General features: G+C 73.2%; 20 protein-coding genes. 12 read left to right on the plus strand and 8 right to left on the minus strand.

The window, feature by feature from the left end:
* The first annotated feature begins 9 nt into the window (after window positions 1–9).
* On the plus strand, window positions 10–2,256 hold the full coding sequence (locus WA640_RS11195) for a family 43 glycosylhydrolase (protein WP_335987724.1): 2,247 nt from the start codon (window positions 10–12) through the stop codon (window positions 2,254–2,256).
* Window positions 2,257–2,293: 37 nt separating this feature from the next.
* Here the strand turns inward: WA640_RS11195 and WA640_RS11200 are convergent, their stop codons facing one another.
* The 3 genes from WA640_RS11200 to WA640_RS11210 form a co-directional block, all read right to left on the minus strand.
* Window positions 2,294–2,953 (minus strand): aminoglycoside phosphotransferase family protein, encoded by a 660-nt coding sequence (locus tag WA640_RS11200; RefSeq protein WP_335987725.1) that lies wholly within the window; start codon window positions 2,951–2,953, stop codon window positions 2,294–2,296.
* 10 nt (window positions 2,954–2,963) lie between these two features.
* Window positions 2,964–3,566: a class I SAM-dependent methyltransferase gene (locus tag WA640_RS11205; protein ID WP_335987726.1), complete on the minus strand. Its 603-nt coding sequence runs from the start codon at window positions 3,564–3,566 to the stop codon at window positions 2,964–2,966.
* An 81-nt stretch (window positions 3,567–3,647) separates the two neighbouring features.
* Entirely contained in the window at window positions 3,648–4,238 is a 591-nt protein-coding gene (locus WA640_RS11210; protein ID WP_335987727.1) for a TetR/AcrR family transcriptional regulator, read from the minus strand.
* Window positions 4,239–4,331: 93 nt separating this feature from the next.
* Between WA640_RS11210 and WA640_RS11215 the strand changes: the two genes are divergently transcribed.
* The 3 genes from WA640_RS11215 (at window position 4,332) to WA640_RS11225 (ending at window position 7,358) form a co-directional block, all read left to right on the plus strand.
* Entirely contained in the window at window positions 4,332–5,306 is a 975-nt protein-coding gene (locus WA640_RS11215; protein ID WP_335987728.1) for an NADP-dependent oxidoreductase, read from the plus strand.
* Window positions 5,307–5,385: 79 nt separating this feature from the next.
* A complete protein-coding gene (locus WA640_RS11220; RefSeq protein WP_335987729.1) occupies window positions 5,386–6,357 on the plus strand; it encodes an NAD-dependent epimerase/dehydratase family protein in 972 nt (323 codons plus the stop codon).
* Between the two features lie 119 nt (window positions 6,358–6,476).
* On the plus strand, window positions 6,477–7,358 hold the full coding sequence (locus tag WA640_RS11225; RefSeq protein WP_335987730.1) for a hypothetical protein: 882 nt from the start codon (window positions 6,477–6,479) through the stop codon (window positions 7,356–7,358).
* Between the two features lie 57 nt (window positions 7,359–7,415).
* On the opposite strand, the gene WA640_RS11230 is transcribed toward WA640_RS11225, so the two are convergent.
* Entirely contained in the window at window positions 7,416–8,774 is a 1,359-nt protein-coding gene (locus tag WA640_RS11230; RefSeq protein WP_335987731.1) for a cation:dicarboxylate symporter family transporter, read from the minus strand.
* Window positions 8,775–8,885: 111 nt separating this feature from the next.
* Here WA640_RS11230 and WA640_RS11235 point away from each other — a divergent pair, with 111 nt between their 5' ends.
* The 6 genes from WA640_RS11235 to WA640_RS11260 all read left to right on the plus strand — a co-directional run bounded on the left by WA640_RS11235 (window position 8,886) and on the right by WA640_RS11260 (window position 14,266).
* Window positions 8,886–10,463: a sensor histidine kinase gene (locus WA640_RS11235; protein ID WP_335987732.1), complete on the plus strand. Its 1,578-nt coding sequence runs from the start codon at window positions 8,886–8,888 to the stop codon at window positions 10,461–10,463.
* Window positions 10,460–11,140: a response regulator gene (locus tag WA640_RS11240; protein WP_335987733.1), complete on the plus strand. Its 681-nt coding sequence runs from the start codon at window positions 10,460–10,462 to the stop codon at window positions 11,138–11,140. The genes WA640_RS11235 and WA640_RS11240 overlap by 4 nt, the downstream gene beginning before the upstream one ends.
* A gap of 164 nt (window positions 11,141–11,304) precedes the next feature.
* The gene (locus WA640_RS11245; RefSeq protein WP_335987734.1) at window positions 11,305–11,730 is read left to right on the plus strand and encodes a hypothetical protein; all 426 of its coding nucleotides are present in this window, start codon (window positions 11,305–11,307) and stop codon (window positions 11,728–11,730) included.
* Window positions 11,731–11,806: 76 nt separating this feature from the next.
* On the plus strand, window positions 11,807–12,286 hold the full coding sequence (locus WA640_RS11250) for an RDD family protein (RefSeq protein WP_335987735.1): 480 nt from the start codon (window positions 11,807–11,809) through the stop codon (window positions 12,284–12,286).
* 17 nt (window positions 12,287–12,303) lie between these two features.
* Window positions 12,304–13,065, plus strand: coding sequence for an arginase family protein (locus WA640_RS11255; RefSeq protein WP_335987736.1), 762 nt, complete (start codon window positions 12,304–12,306; stop codon window positions 13,063–13,065).
* A gap of 67 nt (window positions 13,066–13,132) precedes the next feature.
* The gene (locus WA640_RS11260) at window positions 13,133–14,266 is read left to right on the plus strand and encodes a hypothetical protein (protein WP_335987737.1); all 1,134 of its coding nucleotides are present in this window, start codon (window positions 13,133–13,135) and stop codon (window positions 14,264–14,266) included.
* A gap of 39 nt (window positions 14,267–14,305) precedes the next feature.
* Here the strand turns inward: WA640_RS11260 and WA640_RS11265 are convergent, their stop codons facing one another.
* Entirely contained in the window at window positions 14,306–15,598 is a 1,293-nt protein-coding gene (locus WA640_RS11265) for a CshA/CshB family fibrillar adhesin-related protein (RefSeq protein WP_335987738.1), read from the minus strand.
* Window positions 15,599–15,715: 117 nt separating this feature from the next.
* Window positions 15,716–15,943 (minus strand): hypothetical protein, encoded by a 228-nt coding sequence (locus WA640_RS11270; RefSeq protein WP_335987739.1) that lies wholly within the window; start codon window positions 15,941–15,943, stop codon window positions 15,716–15,718.
* Between the two features lie 78 nt (window positions 15,944–16,021).
* On the opposite strand from WA640_RS11270, the gene WA640_RS11275 reads away from it, so the two are divergent.
* Window positions 16,022–16,546 carry a hypothetical protein gene (locus WA640_RS11275; RefSeq protein ID WP_335987740.1) on the plus strand — a complete coding sequence of 175 codons (525 nt, stop codon included), beginning with the start codon at window positions 16,022–16,024 and terminating at the stop codon, window positions 16,544–16,546.
* Window positions 16,547–16,634: 88 nt separating this feature from the next.
* Here WA640_RS11275 and WA640_RS11280 read toward each other — a convergent pair whose 3' ends face one another.
* The gene (locus WA640_RS11280) at window positions 16,635–17,468 is read right to left on the minus strand and encodes a helix-turn-helix transcriptional regulator (RefSeq protein WP_335987741.1); all 834 of its coding nucleotides are present in this window, start codon (window positions 17,466–17,468) and stop codon (window positions 16,635–16,637) included.
* 166 nt (window positions 17,469–17,634) lie between these two features.
* On the opposite strand from WA640_RS11280, the gene WA640_RS11285 reads away from it, so the two are divergent.
* Entirely contained in the window at window positions 17,635–18,570 is a 936-nt protein-coding gene (locus WA640_RS11285; protein ID WP_335987742.1) for an SDR family oxidoreductase, read from the plus strand.
* On the opposite strand, the gene soxR is transcribed toward WA640_RS11285, so the two are convergent.
* Window positions 18,539–19,012 (minus strand): redox-sensitive transcriptional activator SoxR, encoded by a 474-nt coding sequence (gene soxR / locus WA640_RS11290; RefSeq protein ID WP_335987743.1) that lies wholly within the window; start codon window positions 19,010–19,012, stop codon window positions 18,539–18,541. The genes WA640_RS11285 and soxR overlap by 32 nt on opposite strands.
* Window positions 19,013–19,016 lie beyond the last annotated feature (4 nt).

Genomic DNA, 19,016 nt, shown 5'->3' on the forward strand with positions numbered 1-19,016 from the left:
CACCCCCTGATGCGAAGATCCACAATGGCGGTCGCGACCGCGGCCGTCCTGAGCCTGCTCGCCGTCGGCCCGCCGGTCGCGGCCGACCCCGGCGACGCGCCGGGCACCTACGAGAACCACGTCATGGACGACCTGGCCGACGCGTTCTCGGACCCGTCGATCATCCAGGGCAAGGACGGCTACTGGTACGCGTACGCGACCCAGACGAGCCTGCGCAAGGACAACCGCGGCGGCCCCTGGGACGACCAGTACTTCATGCCGATCATGCGCTCCCTCGACCTCGTCGACTGGGAGTACGTGGGCGAGGTCTTCGGCCGCGACAACCACCCCGAGTGGCGCGACTTCGAGAAGACCTACTACTGGGCCCCCGATGTCCGCTACATCGACGGCCTCTACTACCTCTACTACGCCGCCGCGGGCGGCGGCGGGCCGCGGAACCAGATCGGGCTGGCGACCGCGCCGACCCCGGCCGGGCCGTGGACCGACATCGGCCGCCCCGTCATCGAGGAGGACGACGGCGCCAACCAGATCGACCCGGCCCTGTTCGTGGACGACGACGGCACGAAGTACCTCTACTACGGCTCGTTCAAGGACGCGGGCGTGCGCGCCGTCGAGCTGAACGCCGACGGCACCGCGCCCGTGGGCGACTCGGTGCAGGTCGTCGGCAGCCGCCAAGGCGAGGCGCCCTATGTCGTCAAGCGCGACGGCTTCTACTACCTCTTCTACTCCGGTCTCGGCTGCTGCGAGCGCGAGAAGGGCGGCTACCCCGTCTTCGTCGGCCGCTCCGACAGCCCGCTGGGCCCGTTCACCGACCGCGACGGGGACAGCCTCACCGGCCTCTACCCTGGCGGCACGATCGTGAACTCGCCCAACGGGAACCGCTGGGTCGCCTCCGGGCACTCGGCGAACGTCGTGGACCACTCGGGCCAGGAGTGGATCCTCGTGAACGGCTTCGACCGCTTCGAGGAGGACCTCACCTGGGGCGGGCGCCCGACCCTCATGGACCGCCTGGACTGGATCGACGGCTGGCCGACGGTCAACGCCGGGGCCTGGTCCAGCGACGGCCCGCAGACCGCCCCGGTCGGCGCGTGGGACGCGGGCAGCCGCTTCGAGGACGGCCTCGGCGGGTTCACCGCTGAGGGGCCCGGCCGCTGGACCACCGGCGAGGACGACCTCTCCGGCGGCTTCGCCGCCGGCGGTGCGAACTCGCCGACGCCGTCGTTCCTGCTCCCCGACGACGGGCCCTCCGGCGACGTCCGCCTGGAGGCGGACGTGCGCGTCACCGACGACCGCGGCCGCGCCGGACTCGTCCTGGGCTACCAGGACTCCCGCAACAACGCCGTCGCCTGGATCGATGTCTCGGGCCTGCTCACCGTCGAGGTGAAGCGCCACGGCCGGATCGTGGAACGCGCCGCGTCCCAAGCCTACGAGGGCCTCGACCTGTCGGCCTGGCATTCGCTGACCGCCGTCATCGACGGCGGCGCCGCGCATGTCGAACTCAGCGCCTCGCTCCTCGGGATGCCGCTCGCCGAACTCGACGTCGAGGTCCCCGACTGGACTCCCGGCGGCGCGGCCTCGACCCGCGGCGCCGCGCAGGTCGACAACCTCGGCGCGACCGCGCTCTACGAGCCCGTCACCGAGCGGATCGCGGACCCGGAGGTCGGCGACCTGCTCTTCGGCGAGGAGTTCGACGACGCGGACCTGGCGGGCTGGGAGTGGTTCGGCGCCCCCGACGGGCAGGTCCAGGACGGCTCGTACGTGTGGCCCACGCAGGACGCCGACCTGAGCGGCAAGGGCGCCATGGCGTCCGCGCTCCTCCACGATGCTCCGGAAGGGACGTACACGGTGGAGGCGAAGCTCCACCTGCCGATCTCCGAGGACCCGGCGACGGACGAGTCGCAGCGGCCGCAGGCCGGCCTCGTCGCGTTCCAGACCCCGTCCAGCTCGATCCACCTGGCGCCCGTCAAGAACGGCCCGTCCGGGCAGGTGCTCCTGTGGATCGGCCGCGACCGCAACCCGTGGCCGGAGATGCAGGTCGGCACCGCCGCGGACGACCTGTGGCTGCGCCTGCGCCACACCGTCGACCCGGACACCGGCGAGCACCTGTTCCAGGCGGCCACGAGCCGCGACGGCGTCGACTACACCTGGGGCGGCGTCTGGCACCTGCCGGAAGGCGTCGACCCGCAGATCGGCCTGGTGTCGATGGCCGGCGAGGGCCTGACCGCCACGTTCGACTACGTGCGCTTCTACGAGTAGGGAGCGGGCGGGGCGGGGGACCACCCCCGCCCCGCCCTCATTCGGTCCACGCGGCGGTGGCCTCCAGGCGCTCCCGCCATTGCCGCACGCCCGCGCCGTCGGGGTCCCAGCGCCGGCAGAACGCTTCGAGCGCTTCGCAGCGGGCGACCATCTCGGCCTGCCGCGCCTCCCACGGCGGCACCGGGCCGTAGGCGTCGAAGAAGGCGTCGAGGTCCCCCGCATGCGCGGGATGGTGCGTGCGCACGATCCACTCGCACCAGGCGAGATCCTCGACCGCTGCGCCGAAATGCGCGAACTCCCAGTCGATCAGCGCGGTCACCTCGTTCGACCCGGGATCGAGGAGGAGGTTGTTCGGCCCGAAGTCCCCGTGGACGGCGACCCGGCCCTGCGGCGTGCCGAGGACGTCCGCGGGCAGGTCGTGGAGGCGCCGCAGCACTGCGCCCGCGGAGCGCAGTACCGCCCGCGCCGCGCCCGCGTCGATGAGCTCCTGGCCCTGCACGCCCTCGACGAACGAGAACCGCAGCACGCCCGGCTCGGCCCCGACGACCTGCGGAACCGGAAGGCGCCCTTGCAGAGCGGCGACGAACCGCCGCTCGGTCTCCTGCCGCTCGGCCGCGTCGGGCCCTTGGTAGTGCTTGACGACGCCGGCCGCGCCGCCGACGGTGCGGTTGGTGTAGCCGTGCTTCATGGGGCGCATCAGTCCATTGTCAGGCGGATTCCCGGCGGGCGCGCAGGACCGTGTCGTGGGTGTGGTGCGCGCCTTCGGGAGGCGGGGTGCGGCGCTCGCGGGTCTCGTCGGCTTCGATGCGCCAGCCGCCGCCGAGGCGGCGGGCGATGTCGGCGGGGTGCACGTACGCGTCGAAGTCGAACCCTTCGGGCTCGTGCCCCGGCGCGGGCCGGGCGTGGCCGACCACGAGGAGCGTCCCTCCGGGAGCGACGGCCGCCAGCAGCGCGTCGACCGCGGCCGGGCCGCTCGACCGGAGGATCGGGAAGTAGTGGGCCGTGACCAGGTCGAACGACCCGGGCGGCGGGGGAGCGGCGGCGAGGTCGCCGCGCGACCAGGCGATGCGGTCGGCCACGTGCGCCCCGGCCGCGGCGGCGCGTTCGAGGGCCACCCGCGAGACGTCGATCGCGGTGACCTGCCAGCCCCGCTCGGCGAGCCAGATCGCGTCCCCGCCCTCACCGCATCCGGCGTCGAGCGCCTGCCCCGGCGCGAGGCCCGCGGCCTCGGCCACGAGCGCCTCGTTCGGCCTGCCGCTGAACAGCCGCTCCCGGCTCGCGTACCGCTCGTCCCAGTCCACCGCGCTCATTCCAGATCCCCTTCCGTTCGCTCCCGCCACGGTGCCGCACCACACAGGGAACCGGCAAGTCTTCTTGCGGGAACGGCAAACTCAGAGGCGCGGTGCGTCGGCCGGAAGGGGATGGGCCGCTTCGGGACGCAGGCCGTCGAAGATGATCGCGAGGTAGCGGCGCCACAGGTCGGGGGCGGCGCCGGGGACGGCTTCGGCGACGTAGACCGGCGCGCACATGAGCAGGAGCACGTCGGTGCTCGTGATGTCGGACCGGACCGCTCCCTGCTCCGCGGCGCGGGCGACGAGCGCGTCGATCGCCTTCAGGAGCCGGTCGCGGGCGCCGGCGACCTCGGGCATCGACTCGCTCGCCTCGGCGAGGAACGACAGGTCGCGCTCGCGGCGCTGCTCGGCTGCGGCCGTGAGGAACTCGTACAGCGCGTCCCCGGCGTCCTCTGCGCCGAGGAGCTGTTCGCCCCGCTCGCTCAGGTCCCCCATGCGGTCGACGAGGATCGCGGCGATGAGGTCGTCCTTGGCGGCGAAGTGCCGGAAGACGGTGCCCTTGCCGACGCCCGCGCGGCGGGCGATGTCGGCGACGGACGCGCCGAGGCCGTGCTCGGCGAACTCGTCGGCGGCCGCGGCCAGGAGGAGGCGCCGGTTGCGGACGGCGTCGGCGCGCGGGAGGCGGGTCATGTCCCGAGCATAGCAAGTTGACCGCACGGTCCGTTTAGTGCTAGCGTTCGGCGCGACAGAACATGACCGCACGGTCCGTTTACTGGAGGAACCATGAAGGCAGTCGTCGCGAACGACTACGGCCCGCCCGAGACCTACACCGTCGCCGAGATCCCCGTGCCCCGCCCCGGCCCCGGTCAGATCCAGGTGCGCATCGCCGCCGCCTCGGTCAACCCCGCCGACACCGTGCTCGTCGCCGGGGCGTTCCGCGAGGACTTCCCGCTCGAATTCCCGCACGTGCCCGGCAACGACTTCGCTGGCACGGTCACCGAGACCGGGCCCGGCGTCGCCGCCTTCCGCGTCGGCGACGAGGTCTTCGGCCACGCCGTCCCGCGCGCGATCCGCGTCCTCGGCGGCGTCGAGCGGCCCTCGGTCGGCACCGGCGCGTTCGCCGAGTACGCCGTCTTCGAAGCCGACACGACGTTCATCGCGCACCGCCCGGCCGGGCTCGACGCCGAGGCCGCCGCCGCGCTCCCCACCGTGGGCCTCACCGCCCGCGCGGTCACCGCGACCACTCCGGCGAAGCCCGGCGAGACCGTCCTCGTCGTCGGCGCCACCGGCGGCGTCGGGACCGCGCTCCTCCCGCTCCTCGCCGCCGAGGCCACCGTGATCGCCACGGCCACAACCGAAGACGCCGACCTCGTGCGCGCCCTCGGCGCGACCGACGTGATCGGCTACGACCCCGCCGACCACCCGACCGGCGTCGACGCCGTCTACAACCTCGTCCTCCCCGGCGACCAACTGGAAGGGCTCGCGGCGACCCTGCGCCCCGGCGGGCGCCTCGTCACCATCACCTACCCCGTCACGCAGCCCGAGCAGCTCGGCCGCGACGACGTCGACCTGCACTTCGTCCTCGACATGGACGGCCGCCTCGGCGGCATGGCCGAGGTCGCCGCCGACGCCGCCAAAGGTCTCCTCGCGGCACCCGTCGGCCGCCGCTACACGCTCGACCAAGGGCCCCAGGCGATCATCGACTTCCAGCGCCGCCACACCTTCGGCAAACTCGTCGTCCGCGTCGCCGCCGACTGACCTGTCGGACCGCACCGGGACCGGCGCTGGATAGCATCGGAGCGCCGGGCCCGGGCGGGCCCGAAGGGGGAGGGACACCATGAAGATCGTCGTCATCGGCGGCAGCGGGCACATCGGCACCTACCTGGTGCCGCGGCTCGTGCGCGCGGGCCACGAGGTCGTCAACATCAGCCGCGGCAAGCGCGCCGCCTACGCGGACGCGCCCGAGTGGGCCCAGGTCGAGCAGGTGACTGCCGACCGCGAGCAGCAGGACGCCGACGGCGTCTTCGGCGACACCGTCGCCGCGCTGCGGCCCGACGCCGTCGTGGACCTCGTGTGCTTCACGCTCGACTCCGCGACAGCGCTCGTCGAGCGCCTGCGCGGCGAGACCGGCCACCTGCTCCACTGCGGCACCGTCTGGCGCTACGGCGTCAGCCACCGCTCGCCGATCCGCGAAGGCGAGGGCACGCCGCCGTTCGGCGAGTACGGGATCCAGAAGGACCTCATCGCGCGGATGCTCAAGACCGAGACCGCATCCGGGGGCCTCGCCACCACCGCGCTCCACCCCGGCCACATCGTCGGCCCCGGCTGGCACCCCATCGGCCCGCTCGGCAACCTCGACCCCGAGGTGTGGCGCACCCTCTCGGCGGGGCGCACTCTCCGCATCCCCGGGATCGGCGCCGAGCACATGCACCACGTGCACGCCGACGACGTGGCCCAGGGCTTCGCGAACGCCGTCGAGCGCCCCGAGGCCGCGTCGGGCGAGGACTTCCACATGGTCGCCCCCACCGCGATGAACGTGCGCGGCCTCGCCGAGGCCGCCGCCTCCTGGTTCGGCCAGGACGCCGACCTGGAGACCGTCACCTGGGACGAGTTCCGCGCGGGCACCAAGGCCGAGCACGCCGACGCGAGCTGGGAGCACCTGTCCCGCAACCACGTCCTCAGCATCGAGAAGGCCCGCACCCTCATCGACTACGCGCCCGCGTACCAGCCCGACGAGGCGATCCTGGAGGCCGTGCGCTGGCTCATCGACCACGACCGCCTCGAAGTGGAGCGGCCCCTCGCGGTGTGAGCCCGGGGCCGGCGCGCGCGAGCGGGGCCTCTGTACGATGACCCCGCTTGCGCGCCTTGGCAGGACCGAGCACACTCCCCGCACACCGTCGCCTCCGGCGACCGCTCAGAAGGACCCCCATGCCCCGACCCTTGCCCGGAACCGGAGCGCTCGTCACCTACATCCGGACCGGCGACCGCGACGCCCGCACCGCCTACCGGGACCTGGACGACCGCGACCGCCTCGCTTACGGCGACATCGTGCGCCGCGTGTACGCGACCGCGCTCGCCCACCACTTCGGCGACGCGGTCGAAGACGGCACGTTCGACCATGTCACCGTCGAGAGCGACGCGCTGGAGGACTTCATCGAGCAGATCGCGGCCCGGCATCCGCATTACAGCGGCGGCGTCAAGCGCGTCCTCCGCTCGACCGCCCTGACCGGCAAGGGCCTGGCGCCGCGCCAGGTCCTCACCGCGCAGCACCTCATCATCCGCGAGATCGCCAAGCAGCACCCGGGCTTCCGCGCCAACGCCGAGCGGATGGTGGCGTCCAAGAGCCGCATCCGCGGCGTCTCCAGCGGCGCTGAGGAGCACTTCAGCACCTGGGAGTTCACCGGCACCGACGCCGACCAGGCCGTCTCGGTGGCCGTGGGCCTCGACGGCACGCTCCAGGACCTCGCGCTCCACCGCGGCGTGGAGCGCCTGGGCGGCAGGACGATCGCCGCGAGCCTCATCCGCGCCTGGGTCGCCGCCGAGAAGCGGCGCTGGGCCCGCGCCCAGGAGGTCCGCTGGCACGACGCCGTCCCGCGCATCGGCTCCGGCAAGGGCGGCGGGGACACCTCCCGCTGGGAGGCCTACTCCGCCACCGGACTCAGCCGCGCCACAGTGGACCGGTACGGCCGCGTGCGCGACTTCGTGTTCATGCGCGCCGGCCTGTTCGGCGAAGGCGGCCGCCACGGCCTCGCCGCCGACGTCGCCGAGGCGGTCGCCGCCGCGCAGCACCGCCTCTACTCGTCCTGGTGAGGAACGAACGGGCCGCCCATCCGGCAAGTAGAGCGGCCCGTTCGCGATCATGGGGGACTAGACGGGTTGCAGCTGCTTGTCCCTGGGCTGCTCCGGAATCTCCGGAGCCGCATGGTCGTCCACGAGGGTCGCCTCGTTGAACGGGTCGCGGCCCGCGAACACCCGGTCCGCCTGGTCGCGGTCGAACTCCTTCGTCCACGTGCCGATGAGGACCGTCGCCACCGCGTTGCCCGCGAAGTTGGTGAGCGCCCGCGCCTCCGACATGAACCGGTCGATGCCGAGGATGAACCCGACGCCGTCGACCAGCTCCGGCCGGTGCGACTGGAGGCCCCCGGCGAGGGTCGCGATCCCCGCGCCGGAGACGCCCGCCGCGCCCTTCGAGGCGATGATCATGAACACCAGCAGGGAGATCTGCTCGCCGATGCTCAGCGAGTCCCCTTGCGCAGTGGCGATGAACAGCGTCGCCATCGTCAGGTAGATCGCGGTGCCGTCCAGGTTGAACGAGTACCCGGTCGGGACCGTGATGCCCACGACCGGCTTGCTCACCCCGAGGTGCTCCATCTTCGCGATGAGCCGCGGCAGCGCCGACTCCGACGACGAGGTGGAGACGATGAGCAGGAACTCCCGGCCCAGGTACCGCAGCAGCTGGAACAGGTTCACCCGGGCCGCCAGCCACAGCACCGACCCGAGCACGCACACCACGAACAGCAGGCACGTCGCGTAGAACCCGAGCATGATGACCGCGAGGCCCTTCAAAGCGGCCCAGCCGGTCTCGCCGACCACCGCCGCGATCGCGCCGAACGCGCCCACCGGCGCCGCCCACATGATCATCGCGAGGATCCGGAACACGAGCTTCTGGAGGTGCCCGATGCCGCGCAGCAGCGGCTCGCCCGCGGGCCCCATCTTCTGGAGGGCGAACCCGGCGAGCAGCGCCACCAGCAGCGCCTGGAGCACCGAGCCCGACGTGAACGCCGACGCCATGCTCTCGGGGATGATCCCCAGCAGGAAGTCCACGGTGCCGTGGCCGCCGGCCTCCGCGGCCTGCTCCTGCGCCGTGGCCGCCGCGGTCGGGTCGAGGTGCATGCCCTCGCCCGGGTGCAGCAGGTTGCCCACGACCAGGCCGATCGCCAGCGCGAACGTCGACATCAGCAGGAAGTAGCCGAGCGCGATGAGCCCGACCCGGCCGACCTTCGCGGCCTTGGCGACCGAGCCGATCCCGAGCACGATCGTGCAGAAGATGATCGGCACGATCATCATCTTGATGAGGGCGACGAACCCGGTGCCCAGCGGCTTGAGCTGCTTGGCGAACTCGGGGAACGCGAAGCCGACGGCGACGCCGAGGACGACGGCGACGATGACGGCGAGGTACAGGAAGTGGGTGCGGTCGCGGCGCTTCGGGGGCGGTGGGGAAGACATCTTCGGCTCCTCAACAGGGAAGGGTTGACCACCGAAGTATCCGAGTGCTTGTGAAGCAAGTCACGATTCTGTTCATTTCGGTCGCGTTAACCGCGTGTGCTCTCATTGTTCGTGACCAAAAGGTGGACCCTGGCCCGGCAGCTCCTCGCGCTGCAACTCGTCCTCGTGGGCGTCCTCGTCGGCGTCGGCACCGCACTCGCCTACGCCGACGCGCAAAGAGCCGTCGACGCCAACGCCCGCGACAAGGTCCTCGCCGTCGCCTCCACCGTTGCCGACTCGCCCGCCGTCACCGACGCCCTCGCCACCTCGCTCCCCAGCCGCGACCTCCAGCCGTTCACCGAGCGCGTGCGCGCCGACACCGAGGTCGACTTCATCACGATCATGGACCGCGACGGCGTCCGCTTCACCCACCCCGACCCCGCCCAGATCGGCCGCCACTTCATCGGCAGCACCGAACCGGCCCTTGAAGGACGGCCCTTCACCGAGACCTACGCGGGCACCCTCGGCCCCTCCGTGCGCGCCGTCGTCCCCGTCTTCGGCGAGGACGGCGACGTCGTCGCGCTCGTCGCCGTCGGCATCACCGTCGAGGCCATCTCCGCCGAACTCAACGAGCGGCTCCTCCCGCTCGCCGCCGTCGCCGCGGGCGTCCTCGCCGTCGGCGTCACCGGCTCCTCCTTCATCTCCACGCGCCTGTCCCGCCAGACCCGCGGCGTCGCCCCCGGCGAACTGCGCGACATGTTCGAGTACTACCAGGCGATCCTCCACTCGGTGCGCGAAGGACTCGTCCTCGTCGGCCGCGACGGCCGCATCGCCTTGTGCAACAGCGCCGCCCGCGACCTCCTCGGCCTCCCCGACAGCCCCCGCGGCACCCCCGTCGCCGACCTTGGCCTCGCCGCCGACCTCGCCGCCACGTTCACCTCGCCCGAGCCGCGCAGCGACGAACTCCACCTCACCGACACCCGGCTCCTGCTCGTCAACACCGTGCCCGTGCGCTCCGGCGACCGCCGCATGGGCAACGCCGTGACCCTCCGCGACCACACCGAGCTCCAGAACCTCACCGGCGAACTCGACACCGTCCGCGGCTTCGCCGAGTCCCTCCGCTCCCAGGCCCACGAGTCCGCCAACCGCCTCCACGCCGTCATCTCCCTCATCGAGCTCGGCCGCACCGACCGGGCCGTGGCGCTGGCGACCGCGGAGCTGGAGGTCGCGCAGCAGCTCACCGACCGGGTCGTGGGCGCGGTGTCGGAGCCGGTGCTCGCGGCGCTGCTCCTCGGGAAGCTCAGCGAGGCCAGCGAACGCGGCGTCGACCTGGAGCTGACCGCGGACACCGCGATGCAGGAGACGGACGGCGAGGTCGACGCCCGCGACCTCATCACGATCCTCGGGAACCTCATCGACAACGCCCTGGACGCGGCCGTCGAGGGCGCGGCCGAGCGGGCGCCGAAGGTCGCCGTGACGATCCGGACCGACGCGGGGGAGCTGTTCGTGCGCGTCGCCGACTCCGGGGCCGGGATCGCGGACGGGGCCGACATCTTCCGGCGCGGCTGGTCCACCAAGGGCGAGACCGGCAGGGGTCTGGGCCTGGCGCTGGTCGGGCAGGCGGTGCGGCGCCTGGGCGGTGCGATCGAGGTCGCGAACGACGAGGGCGCCGTCTTCACCGTGCGCGTGCCGCTATCGTCGGTGCGATGATCCGCGTACTCGTCGTCGAGGACGACCCGGTGGCCGCCGACGCCCACCGGCAGTACGTCGAGCGCGTCGCCGGGTTCACGGTGGCCGGGGTGGTCCACTCGGGCGGCGACGCCCTCCGCTTCTGCTCCAAGCACGCGGTGGACCTGGTGCTGCTCGACTTCTACCTGCCCGACACGCACGGCCTCGCCGTCTGCAACGCCCTGCGCGCCGCGGCCTCGCCGGTCGACGTCATCGCCGTGACCTCCGCGCGGGACCTCTCGGAGGTCCGGGCCGCGGTCTCCTCCGGCGTCATGCAGTACCTGCTCAAGCCGTTCGCGTTCGCCACCCTGAAAGGCAAGCTGGAGGGCTATGCGGCGTGGCGGGCGCAGGTCGCCCGGCCCGGGGAGGTCGGCGGGCAGACCGACGTCGACCGGATGCTGGGGGAGCTGCGCACCTCTGGTCCGGGCCCGCTTCCCAAGGGGCTCAGCGGGACCACGCTCGACGCGATCAACGAGGCCCTCGGCGGCGCCGCCGAGGGCCTGTCCGCGGCGGCCATCGCGACCGCCGTCGGCATCGCCCGCGTGACCGCCCGCCGGTACCTGGAGTACCTGGCGGACAACGGCCTCGCGCGCCGCCACCCGCACTACGGGAGCGTCGGCCGCCCCGAGGTCTGGTACACGCTCGTTAAGCCCGGCTGAGTCCCGGCCGAGTCCCGGCCGAGTCCCGAAACCTGGGACCCGTCAAGACCGGGGCCCGATCCCGCCGGTTTCCCGCCGGTCTTCCGCCTCGAAACGGGCCCGCTCCCGGGGCAGCATTGGCACGACCTCGGGCGCTTGCCCGTCAGCCGACGAAAGGCCCTACCGTGCCCCGCCGTACCCTCGCCCTCCTGCCCGCCGCCGCCCTGCTGCTCGGCCTCGCCGCCTGCTCCTTCGAGATAGGCGACGTGGAGCCCAGCGAGGAGCCGACGAGCGCCGAGTCGTCCGCGGCTGACCAGCAGCCGTCGCAGGAGGAGAGCTCCGCGCCGCCCGCCGACGGCGCGCAAAGCCTCGCGATCGAGGCGTCGCGCCTCGCCGAGGCGTCCGAGGACGCGCTGGAGGCGCAGCTCGGCTACCGGCCCGAGATCGACTGCGGCGACGTGAACATCACGATCTACCTGGACCGCATGACCTACTGCGACCTCATCGACCCCGTCGACGGCGCCGAGTACGAAGTGACCATCACCGTCACGAGCATCGAAGGCGAGCAGTTCGAGTTCGACATCGCCGTGGACGACGTCCCTCAGGGCTGACCCGCTCCTCCCCTCGCGGCCCCCGCCCCGGCGGGGGCCGCACTCCGCCCGCCGACGATCGATAGGGTTCCCCACCATGGCAGCACAGAAGATCAAGGCGTTCGCCGACGGCACGCGCTATGTGGAGGCGGGCGGCTGGGCGATGTTCTTCGCCTGGCTCGTCGACTTCACCGTGTTCCTCGTCCTCATCGTGGTCGGCATGGGCGCCCTCTCGCCGCTGTTCGCAGTGGACGAGGACCTCGCCACCGTGGCCGTCCTGGCGCTCCCGGTGCTCGTCCCGCTGGTCTACGGCCTCTGCTATACGAACGGCCGCGCCCTCGGCGCGGTCCTCACCGGCACGCGCCTGGTGCGCCTCAGCGACGGCGGCCGCATCGGCGCGAAGGGCCCGTGGGCGATGCTCGTCCGCACACTCCTGCTGCCGCTCTTGATCATCGGCGTCGTCGCGGGCGGCGGATACGCCGACGGGACCCTGAAGCGCGGCAGCATCGACGCCGCCCGCACGCGCCGCCTCTACGCAGACGGCCACCACGTCGGCCCGCTCCCGGCCCGCCGCTGACCCGATACGATCGGCTGATGCCGATCCTTTACGCGCCTTACCATCTGGACGAGCACCTCCCGGACCTGCGCCTGGCGCTGCCTGAGGGCGCCGACGTGCGCGAGACCGCCGCCGACCTCCCCGACGCCGACATGTGGACCCGCCTGGTCCGGCTCCACGACCGGTTCGCCGACGACGCGGCCGCCGCCGCAGCGGACGGCCCCGTCCTCGCGGTCACCGGCGACTGCACGCTCTCGATCGGCCTGGCCGCGGGCCTCCAGCGCGCCGGGACCGACCCGGCCGTCGTGTGGATCGACGCCCACGGCGACCTCCAGACCCTGGAGACGACGGCGTCCGGCTACGTCGGCGGCATGGCCCTGCGGTTCCTCCACGGCTACCGCCCCGACCTGTTCGCCGAGCCCCTGCGGCTGCGGCCGGTCGGCGAGGACCGGACCCTCCTCCTCGACGGCCGCGACCTCGACCCGCCCGAGGCCGACCACATCGCGGCGACCGCGATCCGCCACCGCCCGCTCGACGGCCTCACCGCCGCCGACCTCCCCGAGGGCCCGCTGCTCGTCAACCTCGACCTCGACACCCTCGACCCCGAGGCCATGCCCGGCGCCCGCTACCCGGCCCCGGACGGACCCGACGAAGCCCTTGTCCTGCAAGCGCTCCGCACCATCACCGGCACCGGTCGCGTCGCGGGCCTGAACATCGCCTGCACCTGGGAACCCGGCCCCGCCGCGCCCGCGGCCCTCCCCGCGCGCCTCATCGCCGCGGCCGTCGACGCACTGGGCTAGGCAACCCCGCGGCGGGTCCGCGCCCGTATCAACGGCGACGAGCACCCATCCACCGAGAGGACCCCCAGTGCCAGCACCCACCCGTCTCCGGTTCCCGGCCGCCGCCGCAGCGGCCGCCGCCCTCCTCGCCTCCTGCTCCAGCGGGAGCGCGGCCGAGGACCCCGGCGGCACCGCCCCCGGACCCGGCGCGATCGCGGAGGCCGAGCGGCTGTACCAGATCGTCAACGACAGCCGCGCCACCACCGACGAGCTCACCGACATCGAGCAGCGGGTCGCCAAGCGCTGCATGGAGGACGAGGGCTTCACCGTCCACTACCCGCCGTACTTCCAGGAGTCGGCCTTCGGCACGTACGGCGCCGCGGGCTACCTCACCGACGCGCCCGTGCGCGCCGTGCCGACCCCCGAGGCCGCGGAGCAGTGGGGCTTCGGAGTCTGGACCGAGTTCACCTATGTGGACGAAGACGCCGCCGCGGAGCTGCTCACCCCCGAGGCCCGCATCGCCTTCAACCTCCCCGACCTCCCGACCGGCCCGCCCGACACGAGCGAATGGGACGCCGAGTCCGATGCGTACCAAGCGGACTGGATCAAGGCCTACACCGGCGCGCCCGCGATCACGAGCGACCTCAAAGGCCCCGAACCCGACACGACCGCGCCGCCCGGCGGCTGCTGGCTGGCGATGGTCGAGACGATCTACGGCGAGCCCTACATGATCGAATCCGACGGCGAGTCCTACCCGGCCACCCACCGCCCCAGTCCCGCCTCCACCGTCGAGGACTTCGAGGACACCGGCGAACTGAGCGCCCGCCTCGACGGCGAGATCGCCGACTTCGACGCGTGCCTCGCCGAATCCGGCCACGAGGGCTGGGAGCTCGGCGACGACCTGTACCCGCCGCTGTGGCAGTACTTCGGCGGCATGTACGACCCCGCCTACTTCGAGGAGTACGGCGACGAGGAGGGCATCGAGGTCCCCGACCTCCCCGACGACGCGCCCGCCGACTTCGCGGGCGTCCTCGACCTGGAGCGCGCCATGGCGGTCGACTTCGCCGCCTGCGGCCAGGAGACCGGCCTGCGGCAGGCCGTCGAAGAAGGCTGGGCCGCCATGCTCGTGGACGCCTTCGCGCCGATCGAGGCCGACATGACCGCCTGGCAGGAGGAGATGCAGGCCCACCTCGACGCCGCTCAGGACTACCTCCAGGAGTAGCTACCCGGGCCAGCGCCGCGCGAGAGCCCCTCTCCGCCGCTACCAGGTGGTGCGGCGCGCGCGGCGGGCCATGAGGAGGCCCGCGGTGCCGACGGCGACGACCGCCGCCGCGAGGATGCCGATCCTGACGGGGGAGCTGCCGGTCTCGGGGAGCGCGCCGTCGTCGCCGTCCTCGCCTCCGCCCGGAGCCCCGGGCTCGCTCGGGCCGCCGCTCGGCTCGACCGGCGGCGTGCCGGTGTTCGTGACGGTGCAGGCGATGTCGTCGCCGACGTTGACGGCGACGGTCTGCTCCGTGCCGCTCCCGGACGGCAGGCCGGGGTCGGCCGCGCCGTTGTTCGTGCACGACCAGTCCTGCGTGTACGAGGCGAGGTCGGTGGCGTTCTCGGCGGTCTCGCCGAACGTGTACTCGCGGCCGGCGCGGTTCGCGACCACGGTGACCGGGTCGATGGCCGCCGTGTCGGCGTCCCCGGTGGACGCCTCGCCGATGCTGTTGCCGTCGGCGTCGGTGATCGACAGCGCGAACGAGTCGCTCGCCGAGGTGCGGTCCTCGATCTCCTTGGTGAGCGCCACTTTCGCGGTGAGGAGCCCGAACGCTACGCCCTGGACGGCGTTCGCGGTCCGGTCGAGGAACCCGATCGACGCGGTCGTCGGCGAGTCGGCGTAGAGCAGGATCTCCTGCACGGCCAGGCCGCCCGCGGTGTTGCCGCGGCACGTCACCGACGTCGTCCCGAGCCCGGAGAGCTCCCCGCCGCACGCGGGTTCGGCCCCCGGCATGTCGGCCACGCCGAGCTGGTCGATGGTCTCGTCGGAGGCGAACGTGAGGCCCTCGCCGCGGTTGGTGGTCTCGGCGTCGGCCATGACGATGCCGTACCCGCCGAGGGCCCGGCCGGAGGGTCCGGTGACCGCGAGGTCCTCGATGGTGAGGGTCCCGAGGTCGCCGCTGGCGCCGGTCCCGGCGTCGACCTGCTGGTACAGCGCGGGCGACCCGGAGGTCCCGGTGTAGGCGGTGTTCCCGATCGGAGCCTTGCTGTACGTGGGGAACGGGACTGCCTTGATGACGCGGTAGCCGTTCGCGCCCGCGGTGTACTTGAACGTGAACGACATCGTGTAATCGGCGTTGAGCTCGATCGTCATCGGCTGGCCCGCGGCGCTCATCGCGGTCGCCATGTCGAAGCCGCCCATGTCGATCCAGCAGATCGTGGAGGCGTTGTCGCCGCCGCTCCCGTAGGAGCACCCGGTCTCCTGCGCGGCGGCGGGAGCGGGCGGCGCCAGGAACGCCATGGCGGCGGACGCGGCCGCCGCCGCGCCCGCGATCTTGAGGAACGTCGTCATCGTGCAGGAATCCTTGGGCTCGTGGGACGGGCAGTCCACCGAGCATAAGGGACAATTCAGTCGTTTCTTCGCACGTACGCGCCGCTCACGCGAGCAGGTCGCGGGCCGGCACCGCGGCTAGTCGCAGCCCCCGCCGCCGCCGGAGTCCCCGCCCCCGCCGCCGGAGTCGCCCGGGCCGCAGTCGGAGGAGGAGGAACTGCTGCCGCTGTCGGAGCTCCAGGTGTAGCCGGAGGTGTCCGTGTACGTGTACGAGCCGGAGCCGCCGCGGGACTTGCCGCGGCCGGCGACGGCGACGATCACCACCAGGGCGAACCCGACGAGGACCAGGGTCACGATGACTGCCATTGGGGGGCTCCTTCACTTGGGCGGGGGCTCCACCATAAAACGGTCGAGCCACCGCCTGGGTCCTGCCAGAATCGCCGCATGACAACACCATCCGAACTCCTCCTCATCGGCGGCCGCTCCGGGTCCGGCAAGAGCACCGTCGCATGGGAGGTCTCCGCGCTGCTCCAGGAGCGCGCGGTCGCCCACGCCCACATCGAAGGCGACTTCCTCGACCAGATCCACCCCGCGCCCGCGGACGACCCCGACCGGTCCGCGATCACCGCGCGGAACCTCGCGGCCGTGTGGGGCAACTACGCCGCCCTCGGCTGCCGCCGCCTGGTCTACTGCAACACCGTGGCCGTCACCGAGTCCGCGATGCTCGCCGAGGCGATGGGCGGGACCGTCACGCCCATCGGGGTCCTCCTCACCGCCGCGGACGCGACCGCCGCGGACCGGTTGCGCGGCCGCGAGATCGGCGGCGCCTACGACGCGCACGTGGAGCGCAGCGCCCGCGCCGCCGCCTACCTCGAAGCGAACGCCCCCGCATGGGTCCGCCGCGTGCCCACCGACGACCGCACCGTCACCGACATCGCCGCCGAGATCGTGGCGCACACCGGCTGGTAGCCGCCCGAACGCGCCCGGCGGCTCCTGGACCTCAACCGGTCCCTGCCCGACCGCGAATGGGACGCGATGGTCACACGGAAGGCCTGACTCACACCGGCGGCGCGACGGCCGCGAGCAGACGCAGCCGCTCGTGGCTCTCGCTGCCGGGCACGGCCGTGTACACCAGGAGCGAATGCGTGCTGTCGGGGTCGACGAGGCGCTGGCAGTGCAGCTCCATCTCGCCGACCTCCGGGTGGACGAAGTGCTTGACCTCGTCCGGGCGCACGCCCACCTCGTGGCCGGCCCACAGGCGGCGGAACTCCTCGCTGCGGTCGAGGAGCAGCCCGGCGAGCTGCGCGGCCCGCGATCCCGGGCCGCGCAGCGCGGCGATCTCGCGCAGCCCCGACGCGAACAGGCGGCCGAGGAACGCGTGCTCCCGCGGCGCGTACCGGTCCCGCGCCCCCGGCACGGTGAACCACCTGAAGCCAAGGCTCCGTTCGGGTCCGGTGTACCGGGAGGCGTCCCCGGTGAGCGCGGCGCCGAGCGCGGTCTGCCGCAGCGTCTCGCCCAGCTCGGTGACGATCTCGGCGGGCGTGTCCCCGAGCCGGTCGAAGATGCGCAGCAGCCCGGGGCTCAGGTGCTCGGCGCCCGCCCCCGCGACCGGCGGCCGGTGGCCCGCGAGGCGGAACAGGTGGTCGCGCTCGATCAGGGAGAGGTGCAGGCCCTGCGCGATCGCGGCGAGCATCTGCTCCGACGGCTGCGGGCCCCGCTCGCGTTCGAGCCGCGAGTAGTAGTCCACCGACATGTGGCACAGCGCCGCGACCTCCTCGCGGCGCAGCCCCGCGGTCCGGCGCCGCGCGCCCCGCGGCAGCCCCACGTCCTCCGGTTGCAGCGCCTCGCGGCGCGACCGGAGGAACCCGGCCAGTCCCGTGCGGTCGATCAATGCGCCTCCCTCGTCACGACCTGTATACCGCCCCCGGCGGCGCCGAACCACGGCCCGCCGATCCCCCCTTCCACAGCCGCGCCCCTCGCAGCCTCGGATCGGCGGGCCCTGGATCGGGCCCGCGATCCGTCGCATTGTGGTTGTCTGACCAGCGAGGAGCCGCCTTATGCCACGACACATCGACATCACCGTCCCCGACCTGACCGGCCGCCGGGCCGTCGTCACCGGCGCCAGCGACGGCATGGGCCTCGGCATCGCCGAACGCCTCGCCGCCGCCGGGGCCCAGGTCGTCATGCCCGTGCGCAACCGCGCCAAAGGCGAACGCGCCGCCGAGCGCATCCGCCGCGCCGTCCCCGGTGCCGACGTCGAGCTCCAGGAGCTCGACCTGTCGTCCCTCGACTCCGTCGCCGCCCTCGCCGACGCGCTCATCGCCGACGGCCGCCCGGTCCACCTGCTCGTCAACAACGCGGGCGTCATGACCCCGCCCGAGCGCCAGGCCACCGCCGACGGCTTCGAGCTCCAGTTCGGCACCAACCACCTCGGGCACTTCGCGCTCACCGCCCGCCTGCTGCCGCTGCTGCGCGCCGGACGCGCCCGCGTCACCTCCCAGATCAGCATCGCCGCCCGCAGCGGCCGCATCAACTGGGACGACCTCAACTGGGAGCGCGGCTACCACGGCCAGCGCGCCTACAGTCAGTCGAAGATCGCGTTCGGCCTGTTCGGCCTCGAACTCGACCGCCGCAGCCGCGCCGCGGGCTGGGGGATCAGCAGCAACCTCTCGCATCCCGGCGTCGCCCCCACGAGCCTCCTCGCCGCCCGGCCCGAACTCGGCCGCGACACTGACACGCCCGCGGTGCGCCTCATCCGCTGGCTCTCGGCCCGCGGCATCCTCCTCGGCACGGTCGCCACCGCGCAGCTCCCGGCCCTGACCGCGGCCACCGGCGAACCCGGCGTCCTGTACGGCCCCAGCGGACCCGGGCACCTCGGCGGCCCGCCCGCGCCGCAGCGCCTCTACCCGACGCTGCGCAGCGAGGCCGAGGCCGCGCGCATCTGGGAGACCTCCGAACGGCTCACCGGGGCCGCGTTCCCTCCGCGGTCTTGAAGCCGCGCTGCGGCCCGGGGCCGTCGGCGGCGTGGCGGTCGCGGAGGTTGTAGACCGCGCACTTGTCGAGTGAGAGGCAGCCGCAGCCGACGCAGCCGTCGATGTCCTCCTTGAGCGCCTGGAGCCGCTTGATCTCCTCGTCCAGCCGCCGCCGCCATTCGGCGGAGAGCCGCAGCCAGTCCGCCCGGTCGGGGACGCGCCTGCCGGGCAGCCGGTCGAGCGCGTCCTTGACCTCCTCCAGCGAGAGGCCGATGGACTGGGCGGCGCGCACGAACGCGACGCGCCGCAGCTCGGCCCTCCGGTAGCGGCGCTGGTTGCCGCCGGTGCGGACCGAGGCGACCAGGCCCAGCGACTCGTAGTACCGCACCGCCGAGGTCGCGACCCCGGCGCGCGCGGCGAAGTCCCCGATCGTCAGCACCGCGTGCGGATCGTGCTCCGTCATGTGT

The sequence above is a fragment of the Glycomyces sp. MUSA5-2 genome (genome assembly GCF_037034145.1).
GTDB classification, from domain to species: domain Bacteria; phylum Actinomycetota; class Actinomycetes; order Mycobacteriales; family Micromonosporaceae; genus Glycomyces; species Glycomyces artemisiae.